The sequence below is a fragment of the Bacillus sp. FSL W8-0629 genome, from assembly GCF_038593225.1.
Lineage (GTDB): Bacteria > Bacillota > Bacilli > Bacillales > Bacillaceae > Bacillus > Bacillus altitudinis.
Genome location: NZ_CP151975.1, coordinates 2,224,239 through 2,240,342, shown reverse-complemented (window position 1 = coordinate 2,240,342; position 16,104 = coordinate 2,224,239). Strand labels below are relative to the sequence as shown.

The 16,104-nt window shown below is 42.3% G+C and carries 21 protein-coding genes; 18 read left to right on the top strand and 3 right to left on the bottom strand.

Going from position 1 to position 16,104, the window contains the following annotated elements:
* Window positions 1–8: 8 nt before the first annotated feature.
* Window positions 9–1,355 (top strand): aminomethyl-transferring glycine dehydrogenase subunit GcvPA, encoded by a 1,347-nt coding sequence (gene gcvPA / locus NSQ17_RS11485; protein ID WP_342467441.1) that lies wholly within the window; start codon window positions 9–11, stop codon window positions 1,353–1,355.
* Window positions 1,348–2,808 (top strand): aminomethyl-transferring glycine dehydrogenase subunit GcvPB, encoded by a 1,461-nt coding sequence (gcvPB, locus tag NSQ17_RS11480; RefSeq protein ID WP_342467440.1) that lies wholly within the window; start codon window positions 1,348–1,350, stop codon window positions 2,806–2,808. The genes gcvPA and gcvPB overlap by 8 nt, the downstream gene beginning before the upstream one ends.
* A gap of 39 nt (window positions 2,809–2,847) precedes the next feature.
* On the opposite strand, the gene NSQ17_RS11475 is transcribed toward gcvPB, so the two are convergent.
* Entirely contained in the window at window positions 2,848–3,228 is a 381-nt protein-coding gene (locus NSQ17_RS11475) for a rhodanese-like domain-containing protein (protein ID WP_024718853.1), read from the bottom strand.
* A 219-nt stretch (window positions 3,229–3,447) separates the two neighbouring features.
* Between NSQ17_RS11475 and NSQ17_RS11470 the strand changes: the two genes are divergently transcribed.
* From NSQ17_RS11470 to NSQ17_RS11460, 3 genes are all read left to right on the top strand, one after another.
* The gene (locus NSQ17_RS11470) at window positions 3,448–4,284 is read left to right on the top strand and encodes a biotin/lipoate A/B protein ligase family protein (RefSeq protein ID WP_017357972.1); all 837 of its coding nucleotides are present in this window, start codon (window positions 3,448–3,450) and stop codon (window positions 4,282–4,284) included.
* An 85-nt stretch (window positions 4,285–4,369) separates the two neighbouring features.
* Window positions 4,370–4,804 carry a transcriptional regulator MntR gene (gene mntR, locus NSQ17_RS11465; protein WP_003215946.1) on the top strand — a complete coding sequence of 145 codons (435 nt, stop codon included), beginning with the start codon at window positions 4,370–4,372 and terminating at the stop codon, window positions 4,802–4,804.
* A gap of 305 nt (window positions 4,805–5,109) precedes the next feature.
* Window positions 5,110–5,985: a patatin-like phospholipase family protein gene (locus tag NSQ17_RS11460; protein ID WP_041091753.1), complete on the top strand. Its 876-nt coding sequence runs from the start codon at window positions 5,110–5,112 to the stop codon at window positions 5,983–5,985.
* Here the strand turns inward: NSQ17_RS11460 and NSQ17_RS11455 are convergent.
* Both NSQ17_RS11455 and NSQ17_RS11450 read right to left on the bottom strand, forming a co-directional pair.
* Window positions 5,982–6,377 carry an SA1362 family protein gene (locus NSQ17_RS11455; protein WP_096881615.1) on the bottom strand — a complete coding sequence of 132 codons (396 nt, stop codon included), beginning with the start codon at window positions 6,375–6,377 and terminating at the stop codon, window positions 5,982–5,984. The two genes, NSQ17_RS11460 and NSQ17_RS11455, sit on opposite strands and share 4 nt — an antisense overlap.
* Window positions 6,378–6,415: 38 nt before the next feature.
* On the bottom strand, window positions 6,416–7,372 hold the full coding sequence (locus tag NSQ17_RS11450) for a DUF1385 domain-containing protein (protein ID WP_039165998.1): 957 nt from the start codon (window positions 7,370–7,372) through the stop codon (window positions 6,416–6,418).
* 221 nt (window positions 7,373–7,593) lie between these two features.
* Here NSQ17_RS11450 and NSQ17_RS11445 point away from each other — a divergent pair, with 221 nt between their 5' ends.
* From NSQ17_RS11445 to NSQ17_RS11385, 13 genes are all read left to right on the top strand, one after another.
* A complete protein-coding gene (locus tag NSQ17_RS11445; RefSeq protein ID WP_035390792.1) occupies window positions 7,594–8,121 on the top strand; it encodes a YqhR family membrane protein in 528 nt (175 codons plus the stop codon).
* A gap of 109 nt (window positions 8,122–8,230) precedes the next feature.
* Window positions 8,231–8,674, top strand: coding sequence for a type II 3-dehydroquinate dehydratase (aroQ, locus tag NSQ17_RS11440; RefSeq protein WP_327878429.1), 444 nt, complete (start codon window positions 8,231–8,233; stop codon window positions 8,672–8,674).
* Window positions 8,671–9,732, top strand: a complete 1,062-nt coding sequence (locus tag NSQ17_RS11435) for a Xaa-Pro peptidase family protein (RefSeq protein ID WP_007501193.1) — start codon at window positions 8,671–8,673, stop codon at window positions 9,730–9,732. The genes aroQ and NSQ17_RS11435 overlap by 4 nt, the downstream gene beginning before the upstream one ends.
* A gap of 25 nt (window positions 9,733–9,757) precedes the next feature.
* The gene (gene efp, locus NSQ17_RS11430) at window positions 9,758–10,315 is read left to right on the top strand and encodes an elongation factor P (protein ID WP_007501192.1); all 558 of its coding nucleotides are present in this window, start codon (window positions 9,758–9,760) and stop codon (window positions 10,313–10,315) included.
* A 173-nt stretch (window positions 10,316–10,488) separates the two neighbouring features.
* Window positions 10,489–10,770 (top strand): YqhV family protein, encoded by a 282-nt coding sequence (locus NSQ17_RS11425; RefSeq protein ID WP_342467439.1) that lies wholly within the window; start codon window positions 10,489–10,491, stop codon window positions 10,768–10,770.
* Window positions 10,771–10,836: 66 nt separating this feature from the next.
* The gene (spoIIIAA, locus tag NSQ17_RS11420; protein ID WP_024718857.1) at window positions 10,837–11,760 is read left to right on the top strand and encodes a stage III sporulation protein AA; all 924 of its coding nucleotides are present in this window, start codon (window positions 10,837–10,839) and stop codon (window positions 11,758–11,760) included.
* A complete protein-coding gene (spoIIIAB, locus tag NSQ17_RS11415; RefSeq protein WP_007501189.1) occupies window positions 11,754–12,269 on the top strand; it encodes a stage III sporulation protein SpoIIIAB in 516 nt (171 codons plus the stop codon). Before spoIIIAA ends, spoIIIAB begins: the two co-directional genes overlap by 7 nt.
* A gap of 19 nt (window positions 12,270–12,288) precedes the next feature.
* On the top strand, window positions 12,289–12,495 hold the full coding sequence (gene spoIIIAC, locus NSQ17_RS11410; protein ID WP_003153142.1) for a stage III sporulation protein AC: 207 nt from the start codon (window positions 12,289–12,291) through the stop codon (window positions 12,493–12,495).
* Complete coding sequence (gene spoIIIAD / locus NSQ17_RS11405) at window positions 12,492–12,905, top strand: stage III sporulation protein AD (RefSeq protein ID WP_087978339.1); 414 nt, start codon at window positions 12,492–12,494, stop codon at window positions 12,903–12,905. Before spoIIIAC ends, spoIIIAD begins: the two co-directional genes overlap by 4 nt.
* 64 nt (window positions 12,906–12,969) lie before the next feature.
* A complete protein-coding gene (gene spoIIIAE, locus NSQ17_RS11400) occupies window positions 12,970–14,118 on the top strand; it encodes a stage III sporulation protein AE (protein WP_342468099.1) in 1,149 nt (382 codons plus the stop codon).
* Window positions 14,119–14,132: 14 nt separating this feature from the next.
* Window positions 14,133–14,765, top strand: a complete 633-nt coding sequence (gene spoIIIAF, locus NSQ17_RS11395) for a stage III sporulation protein AF (RefSeq protein ID WP_327872535.1) — start codon at window positions 14,133–14,135, stop codon at window positions 14,763–14,765.
* Window positions 14,758–15,429, top strand: coding sequence for a stage III sporulation protein AG (spoIIIAG, locus tag NSQ17_RS11390; protein WP_035390787.1), 672 nt, complete (start codon window positions 14,758–14,760; stop codon window positions 15,427–15,429). The genes spoIIIAF and spoIIIAG overlap by 8 nt, the downstream gene beginning before the upstream one ends.
* Window positions 15,429–16,061, top strand: coding sequence for a SpoIIIAH-like family protein (locus tag NSQ17_RS11385; protein ID WP_173408461.1), 633 nt, complete (start codon window positions 15,429–15,431; stop codon window positions 16,059–16,061). Before spoIIIAG ends, NSQ17_RS11385 begins: the two co-directional genes overlap by 1 nt.
* Window positions 16,062–16,104: the final 43 nt, after the last annotated feature.

Here is a 16,104-nt window from a genome sequence, read left to right as displayed (position 1 = left end):
AATAGAGGATGAAGCACAGGTATTTGCCGCAAACAGAGCAAGATCAAAAAGAAATGCTGGATGTCATCGGTGTTCAGTCAATTGATGAGCTTTTCTCAGATATCCCAGAGAAAGTCAGATTCAAAGGTGCGTACAACATCAAAGAAGCCGCATCTGAAACAGAGCTGGTGCGGGAATTGTCTCGTCTTGCTGCAAAAAATAAAGATACAGTGGCTTATGCCTCGTTTTTAGGTGCTGGTGTGTATGATCATTACCAGCCTGTGATTGTCGACCATGTGATTTCACGTTCTGAATTTTATACAGCGTACACACCTTATCAGCCTGAAATTTCTCAAGGTGAATTGCAGGCAATCTTTGAATTTCAAACAATGATTGCTGAGCTGACTGGCATGGATCTTGCCAACTCCTCGATGTATGATGGCGGAACGGCATTAGCTGAAGCGGCGATGCTGGCAGCAGGACATACAAAAAAGAAAAAGATTGTGGTCTCTGAGACGGTTCATCCTGAATCAAGAGCGGTGCTGAAAACATATGCGAAAGGACAGCATATTGAAGTCGTCGAGGTACCTGCGCGAAAAGGTCAGACCGATCTAGCTGCATTAGAAGAAGCCGTCTGCGACGAAACAGCAGCGGTCCTTGTACAATACCCAAACTTCTTCGGTGTTGTTGAACCGTTAAAAGACATTGAACCGATTGCACATAAAGGGAAAAGTTTATTCATTGTCTCAAGTAACCCGCTTGCACTTGGTTTACTGACACCACCAGGAAAGCTTGGGGCAGATATTGTCGTTGGTGATGCGCAGCCATTTGGCATTCCAACTGCATTTGGCGGACCTCATTGTGGATTTTTCGCTGTGACGAAAAAATTAATGCGGAAAGTGCCGGGGCGTTTAGTCGGGCAAACAGAAGACGAGAACGGTGTGCGAGGATTTGTGCTGACCCTTCAAGCGCGAGAGCAGCATATCCGAAGAGACAAAGCGACTTCAAATATTTGTTCAAACCAAGCATTAAATGCGTTAGCCGCTTCTGTTGCGATGACGGCGCTTGGGAAAACAGGTATCAAAGACATTGCCTATCAAAACGTACAAAAAGCCCATTATGCCAAGACGCAGGCAGAAAAACATGGGTTACAGGCTGAAATAGAGGGCGCTCATTTTAATGAATTTGTGTTGAAACTGAATGAACCTGTGAAAGAAGCGAATGAGCGATTGCTTAAAAAAGGAATCATCGGCGGATATGACTTGGGACGGGATTATCCAGAGCTTCAGCAGCATATGCTCGTCGCTGTGACAGAACTAAGAACAAAAGAAGAAATTGATACGTTCATCAAGGAATTGGGGGATCGTCATGAATAAACAAGATCAGCCGCTTATTTTTGAATTATCCAAAGAAGGAAGAATTGGTTACAGCCTGCCTGATTTAGACGTACCTGAGGAGAAGCTCCCAGATTTATTTGATGAAGTGTATATCCGCCATGAAGATGCTAAGCTGCCAGAGGTTTCTGAACTGGATATTATGCGTCACTACACAGCATTATCTAGGCGTAATCACGGGGTCGATTCTGGCTTTTATCCTCTAGGCTCTTGTACGATGAAATATAATCCAAAGATTAACGAAAAGGTGGCACGTCTTGCAGGTTTCTCGCATGTGCATCCACTTCAAGAGGCAGACACTGTGCAAGGTGCATTAGAGTTACTTTATGATTTAGGTGACCATTTAGAAGAAATTACAGGAATGGACGCCGTGACATTACAGCCTGCGGCAGGAGCACATGGCGAATGGACGGGGCTCATGATGATTCGTGCATACCATGAAGCAAGAGGAGATCTTAAACGAACAAAAGTCATCGTGCCTGATTCTGCTCATGGAACAAATCCCGCATCTGCAACAGTAGCAGGATTTGAAACGATTACGGTGGCATCTAATGAACATGGGCTTGTCGATTTAGACGACCTGCGCCGTGTTGTCAATGAAGAAACGGCGGCTCTCATGCTCACAAATCCGAATACACTCGGCCTTTTTGAAGAAAATATTTTAGAAATGGCTGAAATCGTCCACGGAGCAGGCGGGAAGCTTTATTATGATGGAGCGAACTTAAATGCTGTATTAAGCAGAGCAAGACCGGGGGATATGGGATTTGATGTGGTTCACTTAAATCTTCATAAAACCTTTACAGGTCCACACGGAGGAGGAGGCCCTGGTTCAGGTCCAGTTGGCGTGAAAAAGGATTTGATTCCATATTTGCCAAAGCCAGTGCTTGTGAAGAAAGAAGGTCGTTATTTCTTTGATTACGATCGTCCAGAATCCATCGGCCGTGTGAAACCGTTCTATGGGAACTTTGGTATCAATGTCAGAGCGTATGCGTATATCCGCTCTATGGGACCAGACGGCTTAAAGGCTGTAACGGATCATGCGGTGTTGAATGCAAACTATATGATGCGCCGCTTATGTGCTCATTATGATTTGCCATTTGACCGCCACTGTAAGCATGAATTTGTCCTTTCAGGTAAACGTCAAAAGAAACTAGGTGTGCGGACACTGGATATTGCCAAACGATTACTTGATTTTGGCTATCATCCGCCAACGATTTACTTCCCGCTAAATGTAGAGGAATGTATCATGATTGAACCAACTGAAACAGAATCAAAAGAAACCCTTGATGCATTTATTGAAGCGATGATTCAAATTGCAAAAGAAGCGGAAGAGAACCCAGAAATCGTACAGGAAGCACCACATACTACCGTTGTGAAACGAATGGATGAAACAAAGGCTGCACGGAATCCAGTGCTGGTTTTTGAAAGAAAATAAAAAGACTCATGGGGGCAATAGCTCCCAGAGTCTTTTTTGTTAGTTCTTTGTTTTAATGCGGCCGCCCCATTTTTTAAAGCCGCCCTTTAAATTATAAATCTCACGACAGCCATTTTTACGTAACGTTTGAGCAGCTTTTCCGCTTCTCAAATTATTTTGGCAATAGAGATAAACAGGCTTGTCAGGGCGTATTTCATTTTTGCGCTGCTTTAATTGTGAAAGGGGAATGTTTCTTGCGCCTAAAATATGTCCACCTTCAAACTCATTTGGTTCTCTCACATCAATGAGTTGGGCTTTGCGGTAACCTTTGATAAATTCTGCTTCCGTCAGCGTTTTCATTATGCGCTGCTGATAAATGTAACTGCCGATGGAATAAAGAACGAAAAGTCCACAAAGTGAGAGGACGATATAGTTGAATATTGGCAATACGACTCGACTCCTTCTTGAGCATCAGCACAGTCACCTGTCTGATGGTACGTTTTAGACAAATACTATTATAGTAAAGCAAAAGAAACTTGTCATCATAAATGGTAAGAATTATTTTCAATTCCTTCCCTATTTGATAGACTGATGAAGAGAGAAAATCGGTGGTCACCACCATTATCTAACATTGACTACGTAAAAGAGAAGGGATTTTATATGCAAAAAGAGAAATGGTGTTTCATTGATACAGGAAACCAAGACCCAGCCTTTAACATGGCCATGGACGAAGCCTTGCTTTATTGGCATAGCGAGAAGCTGATCCCGCCTGTGATCCGTTTTTATGGTTGGAATCCAGCGACATTATCTGTTGGATATTTTCAACATGTTGAAAAAGAAATCAACATGGAAGCGGTTGAGCGCTATGGTCTTGGATTTGTTCGCAGGCCTACAGGAGGTCGCGGTGTTCTTCATGATCAGGAATTGACCTACAGTGTGATCGTGTCAGAAGAGCACCCAGAGATGCCAGCGACGGTGACAGAGGCATACCGCGTCATTTCAGAAGGGATTTTAGAGGGCTTTAAAGAACTGGGACTCGATGCGTATTTTGCCATTCCTCGTACAGAAAAAGAAAAAGAAAGCTTAAAAAATCCAAGATCGTCTGTATGTTTTGATGCGCCTTCATGGTACGAGCTTGTTGTAGAAGGCAGAAAAGTAGCAGGCAGTGCGCAAACAAGACAAAAAGGTGTGATCCTCCAGCATGGCTCGATCTTAATTGATCTTGATGAGGACAAATTGTTTGATTTATTTCTGTATCCAAACGACCGGGTGAGAGAGCGGATGCAGCGCAGCTTTAAAAACAAAGCGGTGGCGATCAATGAAATTTCAGATCGAACATGTACGATAGACGATGCGCGTGTTGCATTTAAACGAGGGTTTGAAAAAGGATTAAATATCGAGCTTGTGCCTTATGAGCTGACAGATGAAGAGTTGGCATTTGTTCATCACCTCGCCAAAACGAAATACGCCACAGATGATTGGAATTACAAGCGTTAAGACGAAGGACTCTTCTTGTTTTTTAATGGGCGATGGTGTAGAATTGTTATGATTATTAAGTAAAGGTGCATTTTGGAGGGGTTTTATGACTACACCTAGTATGGAAGATTATATTGAACAAATTTATATGCTGATAGAAGAAAAAGGATATGCAAGAGTATCTGATATTGCAGAAGCCCTCGCTGTCCATCCCTCCTCTGTAACAAAAATGGTTCAGAAGCTAGATAAAGATGAATACCTCATTTATGAGAAATATCGTGGTCTAATTTTAACCCCGAAAGGCAAAAAAATTGGAAAACGTCTCGTATACAGACATGAACTGCTAGAGCAATTTTTAAGAATCATTGGTGTAGATGAAGAGAAAATTTATGATGATGTAGAAGGTATTGAGCATCATCTCAGCTGGAACAGCATTGACCGCATCGGCGACCTCGTCCAATTCTTTGAAGAAAACGATGAGCGATCCGTTCAGCTGAAAGCGATTCAAAAGAAAAACGAACAAACAAATCAAGAATCTTAAGAAAAAGGACACCTGGCGAAGGGTGTCCTTTTAAATTGTTGACAAAGGGGTAAAATGTACTTTATTTTAGCTCTTTGTCTTCTTTTCAGCGTGAAAGAAAACCTTTGCAGTCTAGGAAGGACGAGCATCGGAGCGGAGCGAATTTGACATTCGTGAGCACCGGAGCGCAGGACTGACACCGAATGCGAGGGTTTGTCTACACGCTGAAAGGACACCTGGCGAAGGGTGTCCTTTTAGAATATAGTTCTAATGAAAGGCAAATGCTCCTACACTATTAATAGTGTGACAGAAAAGGGGGCTCCTTGATGAAGATAGATGGTGTGTTCTCAGGTGGAGGCATTAAGGGTGCAGCACTTGCAGGCGCCTATGAAGCGCTTGAAGCAAGAGGATTTCAATTTGTCCGTCTCGCTGGAACAAGTGCGGGAGCGATCATTGCTTCACTCATCGCAGCGGGTTTTACGAGTCAGGAGATTCGGGAGCTGTTAGACGAAATGGATGAGCATCAATTGCTTGACCGAAGGTGTCAATTCATCCCGTTTAAAATGCTCAGGTGGGTGTCTATTTATTGGCGTCTTGGCCTTTACAAAGGTGACCGTCTAGAAAAATGGCTGACAGACGTGTTAAAACGAAAAGGCGTCACCGTATTCGGAGATCTGAAAAAAGATACGCTCAAAATCGTCGCTTCTGATTTAACAAATGGCAAAATCCTCGTCCTTCCAGATGACCTTCCTTCCTATGGGTTAAATCCAGAACGGTTTTCTGTTGCCAGAGCCATTCGGATGAGCTGCAGTTTGCCTTATTTTTTCGAACCTGTCAAACTGAGGTCTTCAAAAGGAATTTGTACCATCGTGGATGGCGGCGTGCTCAGCAACTTTCCGATTTGGCTTTTTGCTGAAGAGAAAAAAAGACCGTTTGTCGGTGTCACATTAACCCCAAACGAAAAAGAACGCCCTCAACATTCCATCCGCAATGCGTTTGAACTGTTTGGCGCTCTATTTGAAACGATGCGTGGTGCTCATGACGAAAGACATATTGCCACAAAACACGAACGTCATATTATTTTTATCCCTGTAGAACACGTCATTGCCACTGATTTTCATCTCATGACAGAAAAGAAAAAGGCGCTCGTCGATCTAGGCAGACAGAAGGCCGAGCAATTTTTAAAGAGCTGGACATTTTAAAATAAGGCGCGATTTTTCTTTTTGTTTTTCTTGCCTTCAATGACTGTCAAATGTGTTTGGCTTTTCTTTTTGAGAAGGACGGGCTTAGACTTGTGGTCAGTCGGCACGCTTCGCAAATGAGTGACCCGGTTTTTCATCTGGCTTTTCGTTTTTGGTTTAGGCTGCTGGTAGCGACGTTTTGATTGTTTGACTGCTTTACGATAAAGATTTCCTTCTGTTCCAGTTCTTCGATTCATCAGCCATCTAAATAAGAAAAATAGAACCGCTCCAATGATCACAACTGATAGCAGCATCGTAAAGAGTCTGCTTGGATTCGTTGTGAGTAAATACACAAATCCCAAAACACCTAAAGCGAAAATAATGGTAAAAGCAGGATGTACTCGGCGATTCATAACTGTCCACCTCCGAAAGAATTTACCGGATTTATAAACTAGATCACTTGATGAGCAGAATCTGATGCTTGTTTCGCAGATGCTTCCTCTAAACGAAGAAGTTCATTAAAACTTGCAATGGCTACCTCGACTTGATCATCAGAGGGTTCTTTTGTTGTGAGCAATTGCAGCCAAAGGCCAGGATAGCCAAGCACTTTAAGCACTGGCACGTCACGGAGTTTGTTTGTGAGCTGAAGCACTTCAAATGAAATGCCCAGAACAACCGGAATAAGCGCCAAGCGATTCAGAACTCTCACCCATAAAGGATCTGTCGGTACGAGTAAATAGACGAACATGCCGACAATGACAGTGAATAAAATAAAGCTGCTGCCGCATCGATAATGCAGGCGAGATTGGCTTTGGACATTTTCCACTGTGATGTCAAGATTCTGTTCATAGCAGTTTATGACTTTATGTTCTGCCCCATGATATTGAAATACCCTTTTAATTAAAGGGGTCATGGAAATAAAGTAAATATAGCCTAATAACAGGATCAATTTAAAGAATGTTTCCACTGCAATTTGTGCGAAGTTTCCAGAAAACACCGGACGCACAAGTTCGGCTAAAAAGACAGGCACTAAAGTAAAGACAAATTTACTAAAAAGAAGAGAGAGAACTCCGATCACAGCAATGCCAAAGATCATTGATAATTTCGAGCTTTTTTGTTCTTTTTCAAGAGAATGATCTTCAGAAGGATCTAAGTCATAGCGCTCGCTGGAGAAGTTTAAGTGCTTACTGCCGTTTGCGCTTGCTTCAACAAGTGCAGCAACACCCCTGACAAAAGGGATTTTCTTAAGAAAGGCGGTTCGTTTATTGGAGGTCCGGGGAAGCTTTAAAAACTCAATCGACTCATCCTTACGCCGAATCGCTGTCACATAGTTCTTTTTACCTCCGAACATGACACCTTCCACAACTGCCTGCCCTCCATATGCTGGAGGTTTTGTTTGATTGGACATATTTCATCAACCTGCCTGTTTCCTGTAATTTACATGCATTTCCTTATACCCTTATTGTACAGGAAAAGAGGGGAAATCACTAGCTCACAGGTCGATTATCTACTAGAATTCTATCTACCTCTTTTTAGCCAGTATACCCTGTTATAAAAATTTTACACTCTCGCACGGAAATCCTTTTTTTTCATGACATTTTGGACATACTACTTGCTGGAGGTGTTCATATGAAACGTGATGAAAAGAAAAACCAAGAAGAAAAAAATCAATCAGTACAAACGTCTTCAATGGTGGCAAGGGCAGCAGCCACAGGTTTTGTCGGCGGAGTTTTTTGGGGCTTTATCGGATTTCTGACCCATATGTTTCATTTTTCAGAGGTGAGTCCAAATATGCTGTTGCAGCCATTTGTGCTTGGTGAATGGAAAAAAGGCGGACTTGGTACATTTATGAGTATTGTACTTTTAGGGATTTTATCTATTGGAGCAGCCTTTATTTATTATGGACTGCTCAAACGGATCAAAGGTTTTTGGATGGGACTGATCTATGGCGCGATTTTATGGCTGCTTGTTTTTTATGTATTTAATCCTATATTCCCCGATGTGAAGCAAGTGCAAGATTTGCAGCAAAGCACCATTGTGACGACATTTTGCCTATATATTTTATATGGCATGTTTGTCGGATACAGTATTTCATTTGAATACAATGAATTAACGAGTCAGAAGCTTGCAAGGGCACTCGGGAAAAAGACAGAATAAAGTGTAAATCCACCATTCATATGATAAAATTATTTTTGGAAACGAAAGGTTTCTAAGGAAAAAGAAACAGACATTGATATAGAGTGAATTAGGGTGAAGGAGTGGTCATATGCCTCATTTTCTAGTGCTGAATGGGCCCAACTTAAATAGGCTCGGCAAGAGAGAGCCAGGAGTTTATGGAAGTAAAACATTAACAGATTTAGAAACGGATTTGTTTCAGTTTGCAGAAAGAGCAAATATTCAATTAACGTTCTTTCAATCGAATCACGAGGGAGATCTGGTCGATGCGCTCCATGAAGCAGAAGATCAGTACGATGGCGTCGTGTTTAACCCGGGTGCTTTTACCCACTATAGCTATGCACTGAGAGATGCCATTGCAAGTATTACGTTACCTGTCATCGAAGTACATATCACAAATGTTCATAAGAGAGAGGAATTCCGCCATCATTCGGTTCTTGCTCCAGTATGCCAAGGTCAAATCGTTGGACTTGGTTTAGAAGGATATAAATTGGCGATTCGTTATTTAGTCAGTAAAGGGGGAGCAGTATCATGAAACTTGAAAAACTAAGAAAACTTTTAGCCGAATTAGACATAGATGGTTTAGTGATTACGAGCAGCTTTAATTTACATTATATGACGAGTTTTACTGGATCAGCCGGTCTTGCCATCGTTTCAAAGGATCGAGCCGCCTTTATTACGGATTTTCGTTACACGGAGCAAGCCAAGGATCAAGTAAAGGGCTATGACATCATTGAACATAAAGGAAACATTGTGGAAACTGCTGTCCAAACGGCAAACGAATTTGGGGTGAAACGTCTAGGTTTTGAACAAAACCATATGACATTTGCCACCTACCAGCAGTACTCGGGGAAAGCAAGCGGTATCGAGCTTGTTCCAGTCTCAGAATCAGTTGAAAAGTTGCGCTTGATTAAGTCTAATGAAGAGATTAAGATATTAGAGGAAGCTGCGAAGATTGCAGATCATGCCTTTGATCATATTCTCACGTACATCAAGCCGGGCCTGACAGAAATTGCGGTCATGAACGAGCTTGAATTTTTCATGAGAAAAGAAGGGGCAGAAGGATCTTCATTCGATATGATTGTTGCCTCTGGCGTTCGTTCAAGCCTGCCACACGGGAGAGCGAGCGAAAAGGTGATTGAATCTGGCGACTTGGTGACACTGGATTTCGGTGCCTATTATAAAGGCTATTGTTCAGACATGACAAGAACCATTGCTGTAGGAACACCAAGCGACAAATTAAAGGAAATTTATCATATCGTATTAGAAGCAGAAAACGCTGGTGTGGATAAAATCAAGCCAGGCTTAACAGGAAAAGAAGCTGATCGCATCACACGAGACATCATTGAAAAGTATGGCTACGGTCAATACTTCGGGCATTCGACTGGACATGGGCTTGGTATGGAAGTACATGAAGCACCTGGCCTTTCCTCACGCTCAGATGTCGTGTTAGAAGAGGGAATGGTTGTGACAGTTGAACCAGGCATTTACTTGCCGGATGTCGGCGGCGTGAGAATTGAGGATGATATTGTCCTGACAGCTGACGGCAATAAACGATTGACCCACTCACCGAAAGAACTTATCATATTATGATGGTGAAATGTAGGAGGATGACAAAATGATTTCAGTAAACGATTTTCGTACAGGCCTGACAATTGAAGTGGACGGCGGTATTTGGCGTGTAGTGGATTTCCAACACGTAAAACCAGGAAAAGGCGCAGCGTTTGTCCGTTCGAAACTGCGTAATCTGCGTACAGGTGCGATTCAAGAGAAAACATTCCGTGCAGGTGAAAAAGTAGCGAAAGCTCAAATTGAAACAAAAACAATGCAATATTTATATGCAAATGGCGATCAGCATGTATTCATGGATACAAGCTCATACGAACAACTTGAACTAAGCGAAGCGCAAATCAAAGATGAGCTCAAATATTTGCTTGAAAATATGTCTGTTCAAATCGTCATGTACGGTGATGAAACACTTGGGGTAGAACTTCCAAACACTGTAGAACTAGAAGTAGTAGAAACAGAGCCTGGTATTAAAGGTGATACGACATCAGGTGGATCAAAACCTGCAAAAACAGAAACTGGTTTAATCGTGAACGTTCCTTTCTTTGTGAACCAAGGTGATAAACTAGTGATCAATACATCTGACGGTTCATACGTTTCAAGAGCGTAATGAACGGAGAGAGACTGTAAACCTCGTGTTTACAGTCTTTTTTTATTTGAAAAATAGGACGCCTCGTTATGACACCCCTTACTCTATTCTCTCATCCATCTCTCTTCCTTTTGAAAAACAAGACTACTTCTAGCTAGTGAAGCATATAGTGTAAAAAAAGCTGGAGGTTCTATATGAAACAATTTCTCCCGGGTATACACCCATCAGTCGCTACCATGGCAGGGATGAGGTTTTTATCTGCCGCGATTGAACTGACGGCCGCCATCCTCATTTTAGTGACAAATGATGTGCGTAAAGCGGTTGTCATCAATAGTATATTAGCGATCATCGGGCCGCTCATTTTTATTATTACGATGACGATTGGAATCTACCAAATTGCAGGGCAGTTATCCTATGCGAAGCTTGTGTTTATTTTCATTGGTGTCGTATTTATTCTTGTTGGAATTTATAAGTGAAATGGCTTGGCATAATTAACGGCATGCATCATACATTTTAGAGAAGAAAAAAAGGAGGGGAATTCGTTGCGGAGTTTGTTGGATATTCTCCCGCACTCAATTGGACAAGAACTCAGCATGTTAAAAGAAGCAGAGTGGGCGCAAATAGAAGAAATCCGCATTCGCACCGATCGCCCAATTGAGCTGATGCAAGGAGGAAAACCCCGCTTTCTTTCCTATTATACAACAGGTGAAGATGCGGCTCAGTTATTAGGCAGGCTCAGTAATTACAGTATGTACACACTTGAGGAAGAGTTAAAACAGGGCTATATCACCATATCTGGCGGACATCGGGTTGGGCTTGCTGGAAAGGTCATCGTCGAAAATGGATTCGTCAAAGGTTTAAGAGATATTTCTTCATTTAATATTCGCATCGCAAAAGAGAAGATCGGAATTGCTCTGCCGTTTCTCCCTTATTTATATGAAAAACATTGGTGTAACACACTGATTATAGGTCCGCCGCAAACCGGGAAAACGACATTGCTGCGTGATCTAGCACGTCTTGTCAGTACAGGAACAACAGCCATTTCTCCTAGAAAAACAGGGATTGTAGATGAACGCTCTGAAATCGCAGGTTGTATAAGAGGAGTGCCGCAGCATTCTTTTGGGCACCGGATTGATGTACTTGATGCGTGCCCAAAGGCTGAAGGATTAATGATGATGATCAGATCCATGAGCCCAGAAGTCATCATTGTCGATGAAATCGGAAAAAGTGAAGATGTACAGGCACTGTTAGAAGCAATCCATGCGGGAGTCACCATTATCGTCTCAGCTCATGGGTATTCTCTTGAAGACTTATCTAAACGGCCATCATTTGAACCGTTATGGCAGCTTCGTGTGTTTGATCGATATGTGGAATTAAATAGAGAAAAAGGGCCTGGCACGATCGGACGGATATTTGACCAAGAGGGACAAGAGCTGAAGCGGAGGCGGGGAGTGGACGTATGTTAAAGCTTATTGGTGCTATTTTCATTGTTGCGGCTACGACATGGGGAGGATTCGAGTTTGCAAAGCGGTACAGTGATCGGCCAAAGCAAATCCGCCAGCTCCGGTTTGCACTCCAATCTCTTGAAGCTGAAATTATGTATGGTCAAACACCTTTAGCTAGAGCCGCTGACCAAATTGCGTCCCAAGTAGGACCGCCTGTGAATCGGCTATTTGAACAATTTGCAGAAAAACTCAACGTCGGAACCTTTTCTGCGAGGCATGCATGGAATGAAAGTCTAGAGGATGTATGGAAAAAAACCGTATTAAAAAAAGGCGAATATGAGGCGCTGAAGCACTTTGGAGAAACCCTTGGTCAGCATGATGTGACGGCTCAGCAAAAATATATCAAGCTAGCTTTAGGCCATTTGGAATCAGAGGAGAAAGAAGCTGAAGTTGCCCAAGCGAAAAATGAAAAAATGGTGAGAAGTCTTGGTTTTCTAAGTGGGTTACTACTGATTCTGTTATTGATGTGAGAGGAAGGGAGTCGAGAGCATGGGCGTTGATGTAAACGTCATTTTCCAAATTGCGGGAGTGGGTATCGTCGTGGCTTTTCTCCATACGATTTTAGATCAAATGGGGAAAAAAGAGTACGCACAGTGGGTCACACTGCTTGGATTTATCTACATTTTATTTATGGTTGCTACCATTGTGGATGATTTGTTTAAGAAGATTAAAGCCGTATTTCTATTTCAAGGATAGGGGAGGGCTTACAAATCGAAATTATTCAAATTGTTGGACTTGGTTTAATCGCTACTTTTCTAGCATTAATCGTCAAAGAACAAAAGCCAACCTTTGCCTTTATGCTTGTTGTGTTTACTGGGTGTGTCATTTTCCTTTATTTAATCGATCAAATCTATGCCATTATCTCCATGATTGAAAAAATTGCAGCAAGTGCAGGCGTCAATATGAAATACGTTGAAACCATTTTGAAAATCATTGGCATTGCCTATATTGCAGAATTTGGTGCCCAGCTCACAAAGGATGCTGGACAAGGCGCCATCGCTTCAAAAATAGAGCTTGGCGGCAAGATTCTTATTTTGGTCATGGCGGTACCGATTTTAACGGTCATCATTGAGACGATCCTAGGTATGATCCCGTCCATGACTTGATGGAAAAGAGGTGATGATGATGAAACGGGTGACAGCTGTGCTGGGGTTTATGATGTTCTTTTGGATGATCGTTCCGTATGCAGGTGCAGAAGAAAGTGTGCCTTTATCAAGTGAAGAACCGGTCGCAGAAGAAGTTGCGGGTGGACAGGCTGATGCCTTAGAGCTTCATTCTATCAGTGACTTTTGGGAAACGATATTGGACGAGTATGGCGGCTTTCTGCCTGAAAGCCAAAAAGGTACTGTGAAGGAAATGATCGATGGCGATAAAGAGCTGTCTCCCCAAACGTGGCTGAAGGCTTTTGTTCATTATCTGTTTCATGAGCTGATTGCCAATGGAAAGCTCTTAGGCACACTTATATTACTTACCATCTTTTGTTCGCTTTTGCAGCTTTTGCAAAATGCGTTTGAACAAAGCACTGTTAGTAAAGTTGCATACGCTCTTGTTTATATGGTGCTTATCATTATTGCATTAAACAGTTTTCATGTTGCGATCTCTTATGCAACAGAAGCCATTCAAACGATGACTAGTTTTATTCTTGCTCTTATTCCTCTTTTATTAGCACTTATTGCCTCATCAGGCGGGCTTGTCTCAGCCGGATTCTTTCATCCTGTGATTTTGTTTTTAATGAACACGAGCGGTGTTTTTATTCAATATGTCGTTCTTCCGCTCATCTTTTTATCAGCGATCTTGAGCATAGTCAGTACATTGACCGAAGAATACAAAGTGACCCAGCTTGCCCAGCTGTTAAGAAATGTCGCCATTGGGGGGCTCGCTGTTTTTTTAACTGTATTCCTCGGCGTCATTTCTGTACAGGGGGCATCTGCTGCTATCACTGATGGAATCGCTCTTCGCACAGCCAAGTTTATTACCGGAAATTTCATCCCTGTCCTTGGCAGAATGTTTACTGATGCGACAGATACCGTTATCAGCGCCTCTGTGCTGCTGAAAAATACGGTTGGCCTTGTAGGCGTCGCCATTTTGATTTCAATTGCGGCTTTCCCAGCGATTAAAGTGCTGTCGCTCGCTCTGATTTATAAACTGGCCGCTGCGATTCTTCAGCCATTAGGGGGCGGGCCGATTATTAGCTGCCTTGATGTCATTTCAAAAAGTGTTCTTTATATATTTGCTGCATTAGCTGTTGTATCGCTTATGTTCTTTTTAAGCATTACCGTTATCATCACAGCTGGCAACCTCACCATGATGATGAAGTAAGGAGGGGACACCATTTGAGTTTTCTCACAGAATGGATCACAAGTATTATCCTATTTATTTTATTTGCGATTGTGATTGATCTTTTGCTTCCCAATTCAAGCATGCAGAAGTATGCAAAAATGGTCGTCAGCTTATTGTTAATTGTCGTGATGCTCAATCCGATCTTTGCGTTATTCCGGGCAGATCCGGACCAAATTTTCTCAGAAATCATGAAAGGGAAGGACCAAGCGCAATCAGAAGAAATAAAAAATCAGATGAATTTAGAAAAAAAAGAAATACAAGCTTCACAGCGTGCATATATTTTAAAGCAAATGGCTGTCCAACTAGAAAAAAGCGCAAAGGAGCCACTGGAGAAGGAGAGCTATGAAATGAAACACGTAGAAGTGTTGGCAGATGAGGAGCACCTTGATCAGAATATGGAGGCAGATCAATTTCGCATCAAAGCAGTCCTTGTCCCGCTCACAGGTGATGCTGTAGAAACGGTGGCAAAGGTCGACATTGATCTCTCCAGGAAAAAGGAGGAAAGCGCCGAGACGTCAGCAAAAGAGATGGCGAGGGTGAAAGAGACGCTTGCAGATGTTTGGAATACACGGCCTGAACACATTGCGCTCAACATTGAGGGAGGTGACGCAGCAGATCATGAATAACAAGGACTGGAGACAAAAACTGAAATCAATGTTCCAAGCACCTGAAAAAGGTGAAGGGAAACCAAAATTAACGAAGCACCATTACTTACTGCTTGTCTTCATCATCGGCGTGTCATTCATGTTAGTCAGTCAAATTTTGTCACCGCCATCAAGCAAACAAGAGGCTGCTGTTCCTGCGTCTAAAAAAACATCCTCAGAAGAGCAGGCGGTGTTCAAACCATCCTCTTCAGGTAAGTCAAACAACTCGATAGAGGATGTTGAACAAGAATACGAAAATCAGCTGAAAGAAATTTTAGAAACGATCATTGGTGTTGAGGATGTATCCATCGTGGTAAATGTAGACGCAACTTCTTTAAAAGTGTTTGAAAAAAACAAATCCAATAAAAGCACTACGACCGAGGAAACAGACAAAGAAGGCGGCGTGCGAAGTGTCACGGATCAAACAAAAGAAGAAGAGATTGTCATTATTAAAAATGGAAATGAAGAAACACCTGTTGTTGTCCAAACGAAAAAGCCAGACATTCGAGGTGTCCTCGTTGTTGCTCAAGGAGTAGACAACGTTCAAATAAAGAAAACCATCATTGAAGCGGTTACACGAGTGCTTGATGTACCGAGCCATAGAGTGGCTGTTGCCCCTAAAAAAATCAAGGAGGATTCGGAATGATGTTAAAAAAACAAACGGTTTGGCTATTAACGATGCTAAGTTTAGTTGTCGTATTAAGTGTGTACTATATCATGTCCCCACAAGGTGAGAATGCTGTGACAGTAGAAGATACAAAATCAAAAGGAATGGAAGAGAAAAAGACTGAGCCAGAAAAAGGGACTGATAAAGGAACCGAAAAGAACGCAGAAGAGAAATCAACTGACAAAGAAACCAATGCGAAACAAGAAGATGTTGAAACAAGTGGAGAAGAAGGAAAGGCTGTATCAGAGCAGACCGACGATGAACTTTTCACAACCTACAGACTTGAACTGGAAGATAAGCGCAGCAAGCAGCGTGAAGAGTATAACGAAATCGTGTCTAGCGATGATGCAACAGCGCAAGAAAAAAGTGAAGCTTATGATCAAATGACAGCGCTTAGTGAGGCAGAAGGAACAGAGCGTCAGCTGGAGACATTAATCAAAACAAAAGGATATAAAGATGCGCTCGTCAGTGCAGAAGGAGATAAAGTGAACATCACGGTTCGTTCTGATAAAAAATCAAAGTCCCAAGCAGCAGATATTATTGATTTGGTCACAAAAGAAATGAGAGGGCTTGATAACGTAGCCGTCACTTTTGAGCCATCGAATCAATAAAAAATGCACAAGCGCCCTTTTCTGAAAAGGGCGTTTTTTCATG

Bases quoted from the DNA above. Each gene is read 5' to 3' on its own strand.
- efp (WP_007501192.1), top strand. From the start codon at position 9,758: ATGATTTCAGTAAACGATTTTCGTACAGGCCTGACAATTGAAGTGGAC.
- NSQ17_RS11435 (WP_007501193.1), top strand. From the start codon at position 8,671: ATGAAACTTGAAAAACTAAGAAAACTTTTAGCCGAATTAGACATAGAT.
- aroQ (WP_327878429.1), top strand. From the start codon at position 8,231: ATGCCTCATTTTCTAGTGCTGAATGGGCCCAACTTAAATAGGCTCGGC.
- gcvPB (WP_342467440.1), top strand. From the start codon at position 1,348: ATGAATAAACAAGATCAGCCGCTTATTTTTGAATTATCCAAAGAAGGA.
- NSQ17_RS11455 (WP_096881615.1), bottom strand. From the start codon at position 6,377: ATGAATCGCCGAGTACATCCTGCTTTTACCATTATTTTCGCTTTAGGT.
- NSQ17_RS11460 (WP_041091753.1), top strand. From the start codon at position 5,110: ATGAAGATAGATGGTGTGTTCTCAGGTGGAGGCATTAAGGGTGCAGCA.
- gcvPA (WP_342467441.1), top strand. From the start codon at position 9: ATGAAGCACAGGTATTTGCCGCAAACAGAGCAAGATCAAAAAGAAATG.
- mntR (WP_003215946.1), top strand. From the start codon at position 4,370: ATGACTACACCTAGTATGGAAGATTATATTGAACAAATTTATATGCTG.
- spoIIIAG (WP_035390787.1), top strand. From the start codon at position 14,758: ATGAATAACAAGGACTGGAGACAAAAACTGAAATCAATGTTCCAAGCA.
- NSQ17_RS11385 (WP_173408461.1), top strand. From the start codon at position 15,429: ATGTTAAAAAAACAAACGGTTTGGCTATTAACGATGCTAAGTTTAGTT.
- spoIIIAE (WP_342468099.1), top strand. From the start codon at position 12,970: ATGATCGTTCCGTATGCAGGTGCAGAAGAAAGTGTGCCTTTATCAAGT.
- NSQ17_RS11445 (WP_035390792.1), top strand. From the start codon at position 7,594: ATGAAACGTGATGAAAAGAAAAACCAAGAAGAAAAAAATCAATCAGTA.
- NSQ17_RS11470 (WP_017357972.1), top strand. From the start codon at position 3,448: ATGCAAAAAGAGAAATGGTGTTTCATTGATACAGGAAACCAAGACCCA.
- spoIIIAC (WP_003153142.1), top strand. From the start codon at position 12,289: ATGGGCGTTGATGTAAACGTCATTTTCCAAATTGCGGGAGTGGGTATC.
- spoIIIAB (WP_007501189.1), top strand. From the start codon at position 11,754: ATGTTAAAGCTTATTGGTGCTATTTTCATTGTTGCGGCTACGACATGG.
- NSQ17_RS11425 (WP_342467439.1), top strand. From the start codon at position 10,489: ATGAAACAATTTCTCCCGGGTATACACCCATCAGTCGCTACCATGGCA.
- NSQ17_RS11450 (WP_039165998.1), bottom strand. From the start codon at position 7,372: ATGTCCAATCAAACAAAACCTCCAGCATATGGAGGGCAGGCAGTTGTG.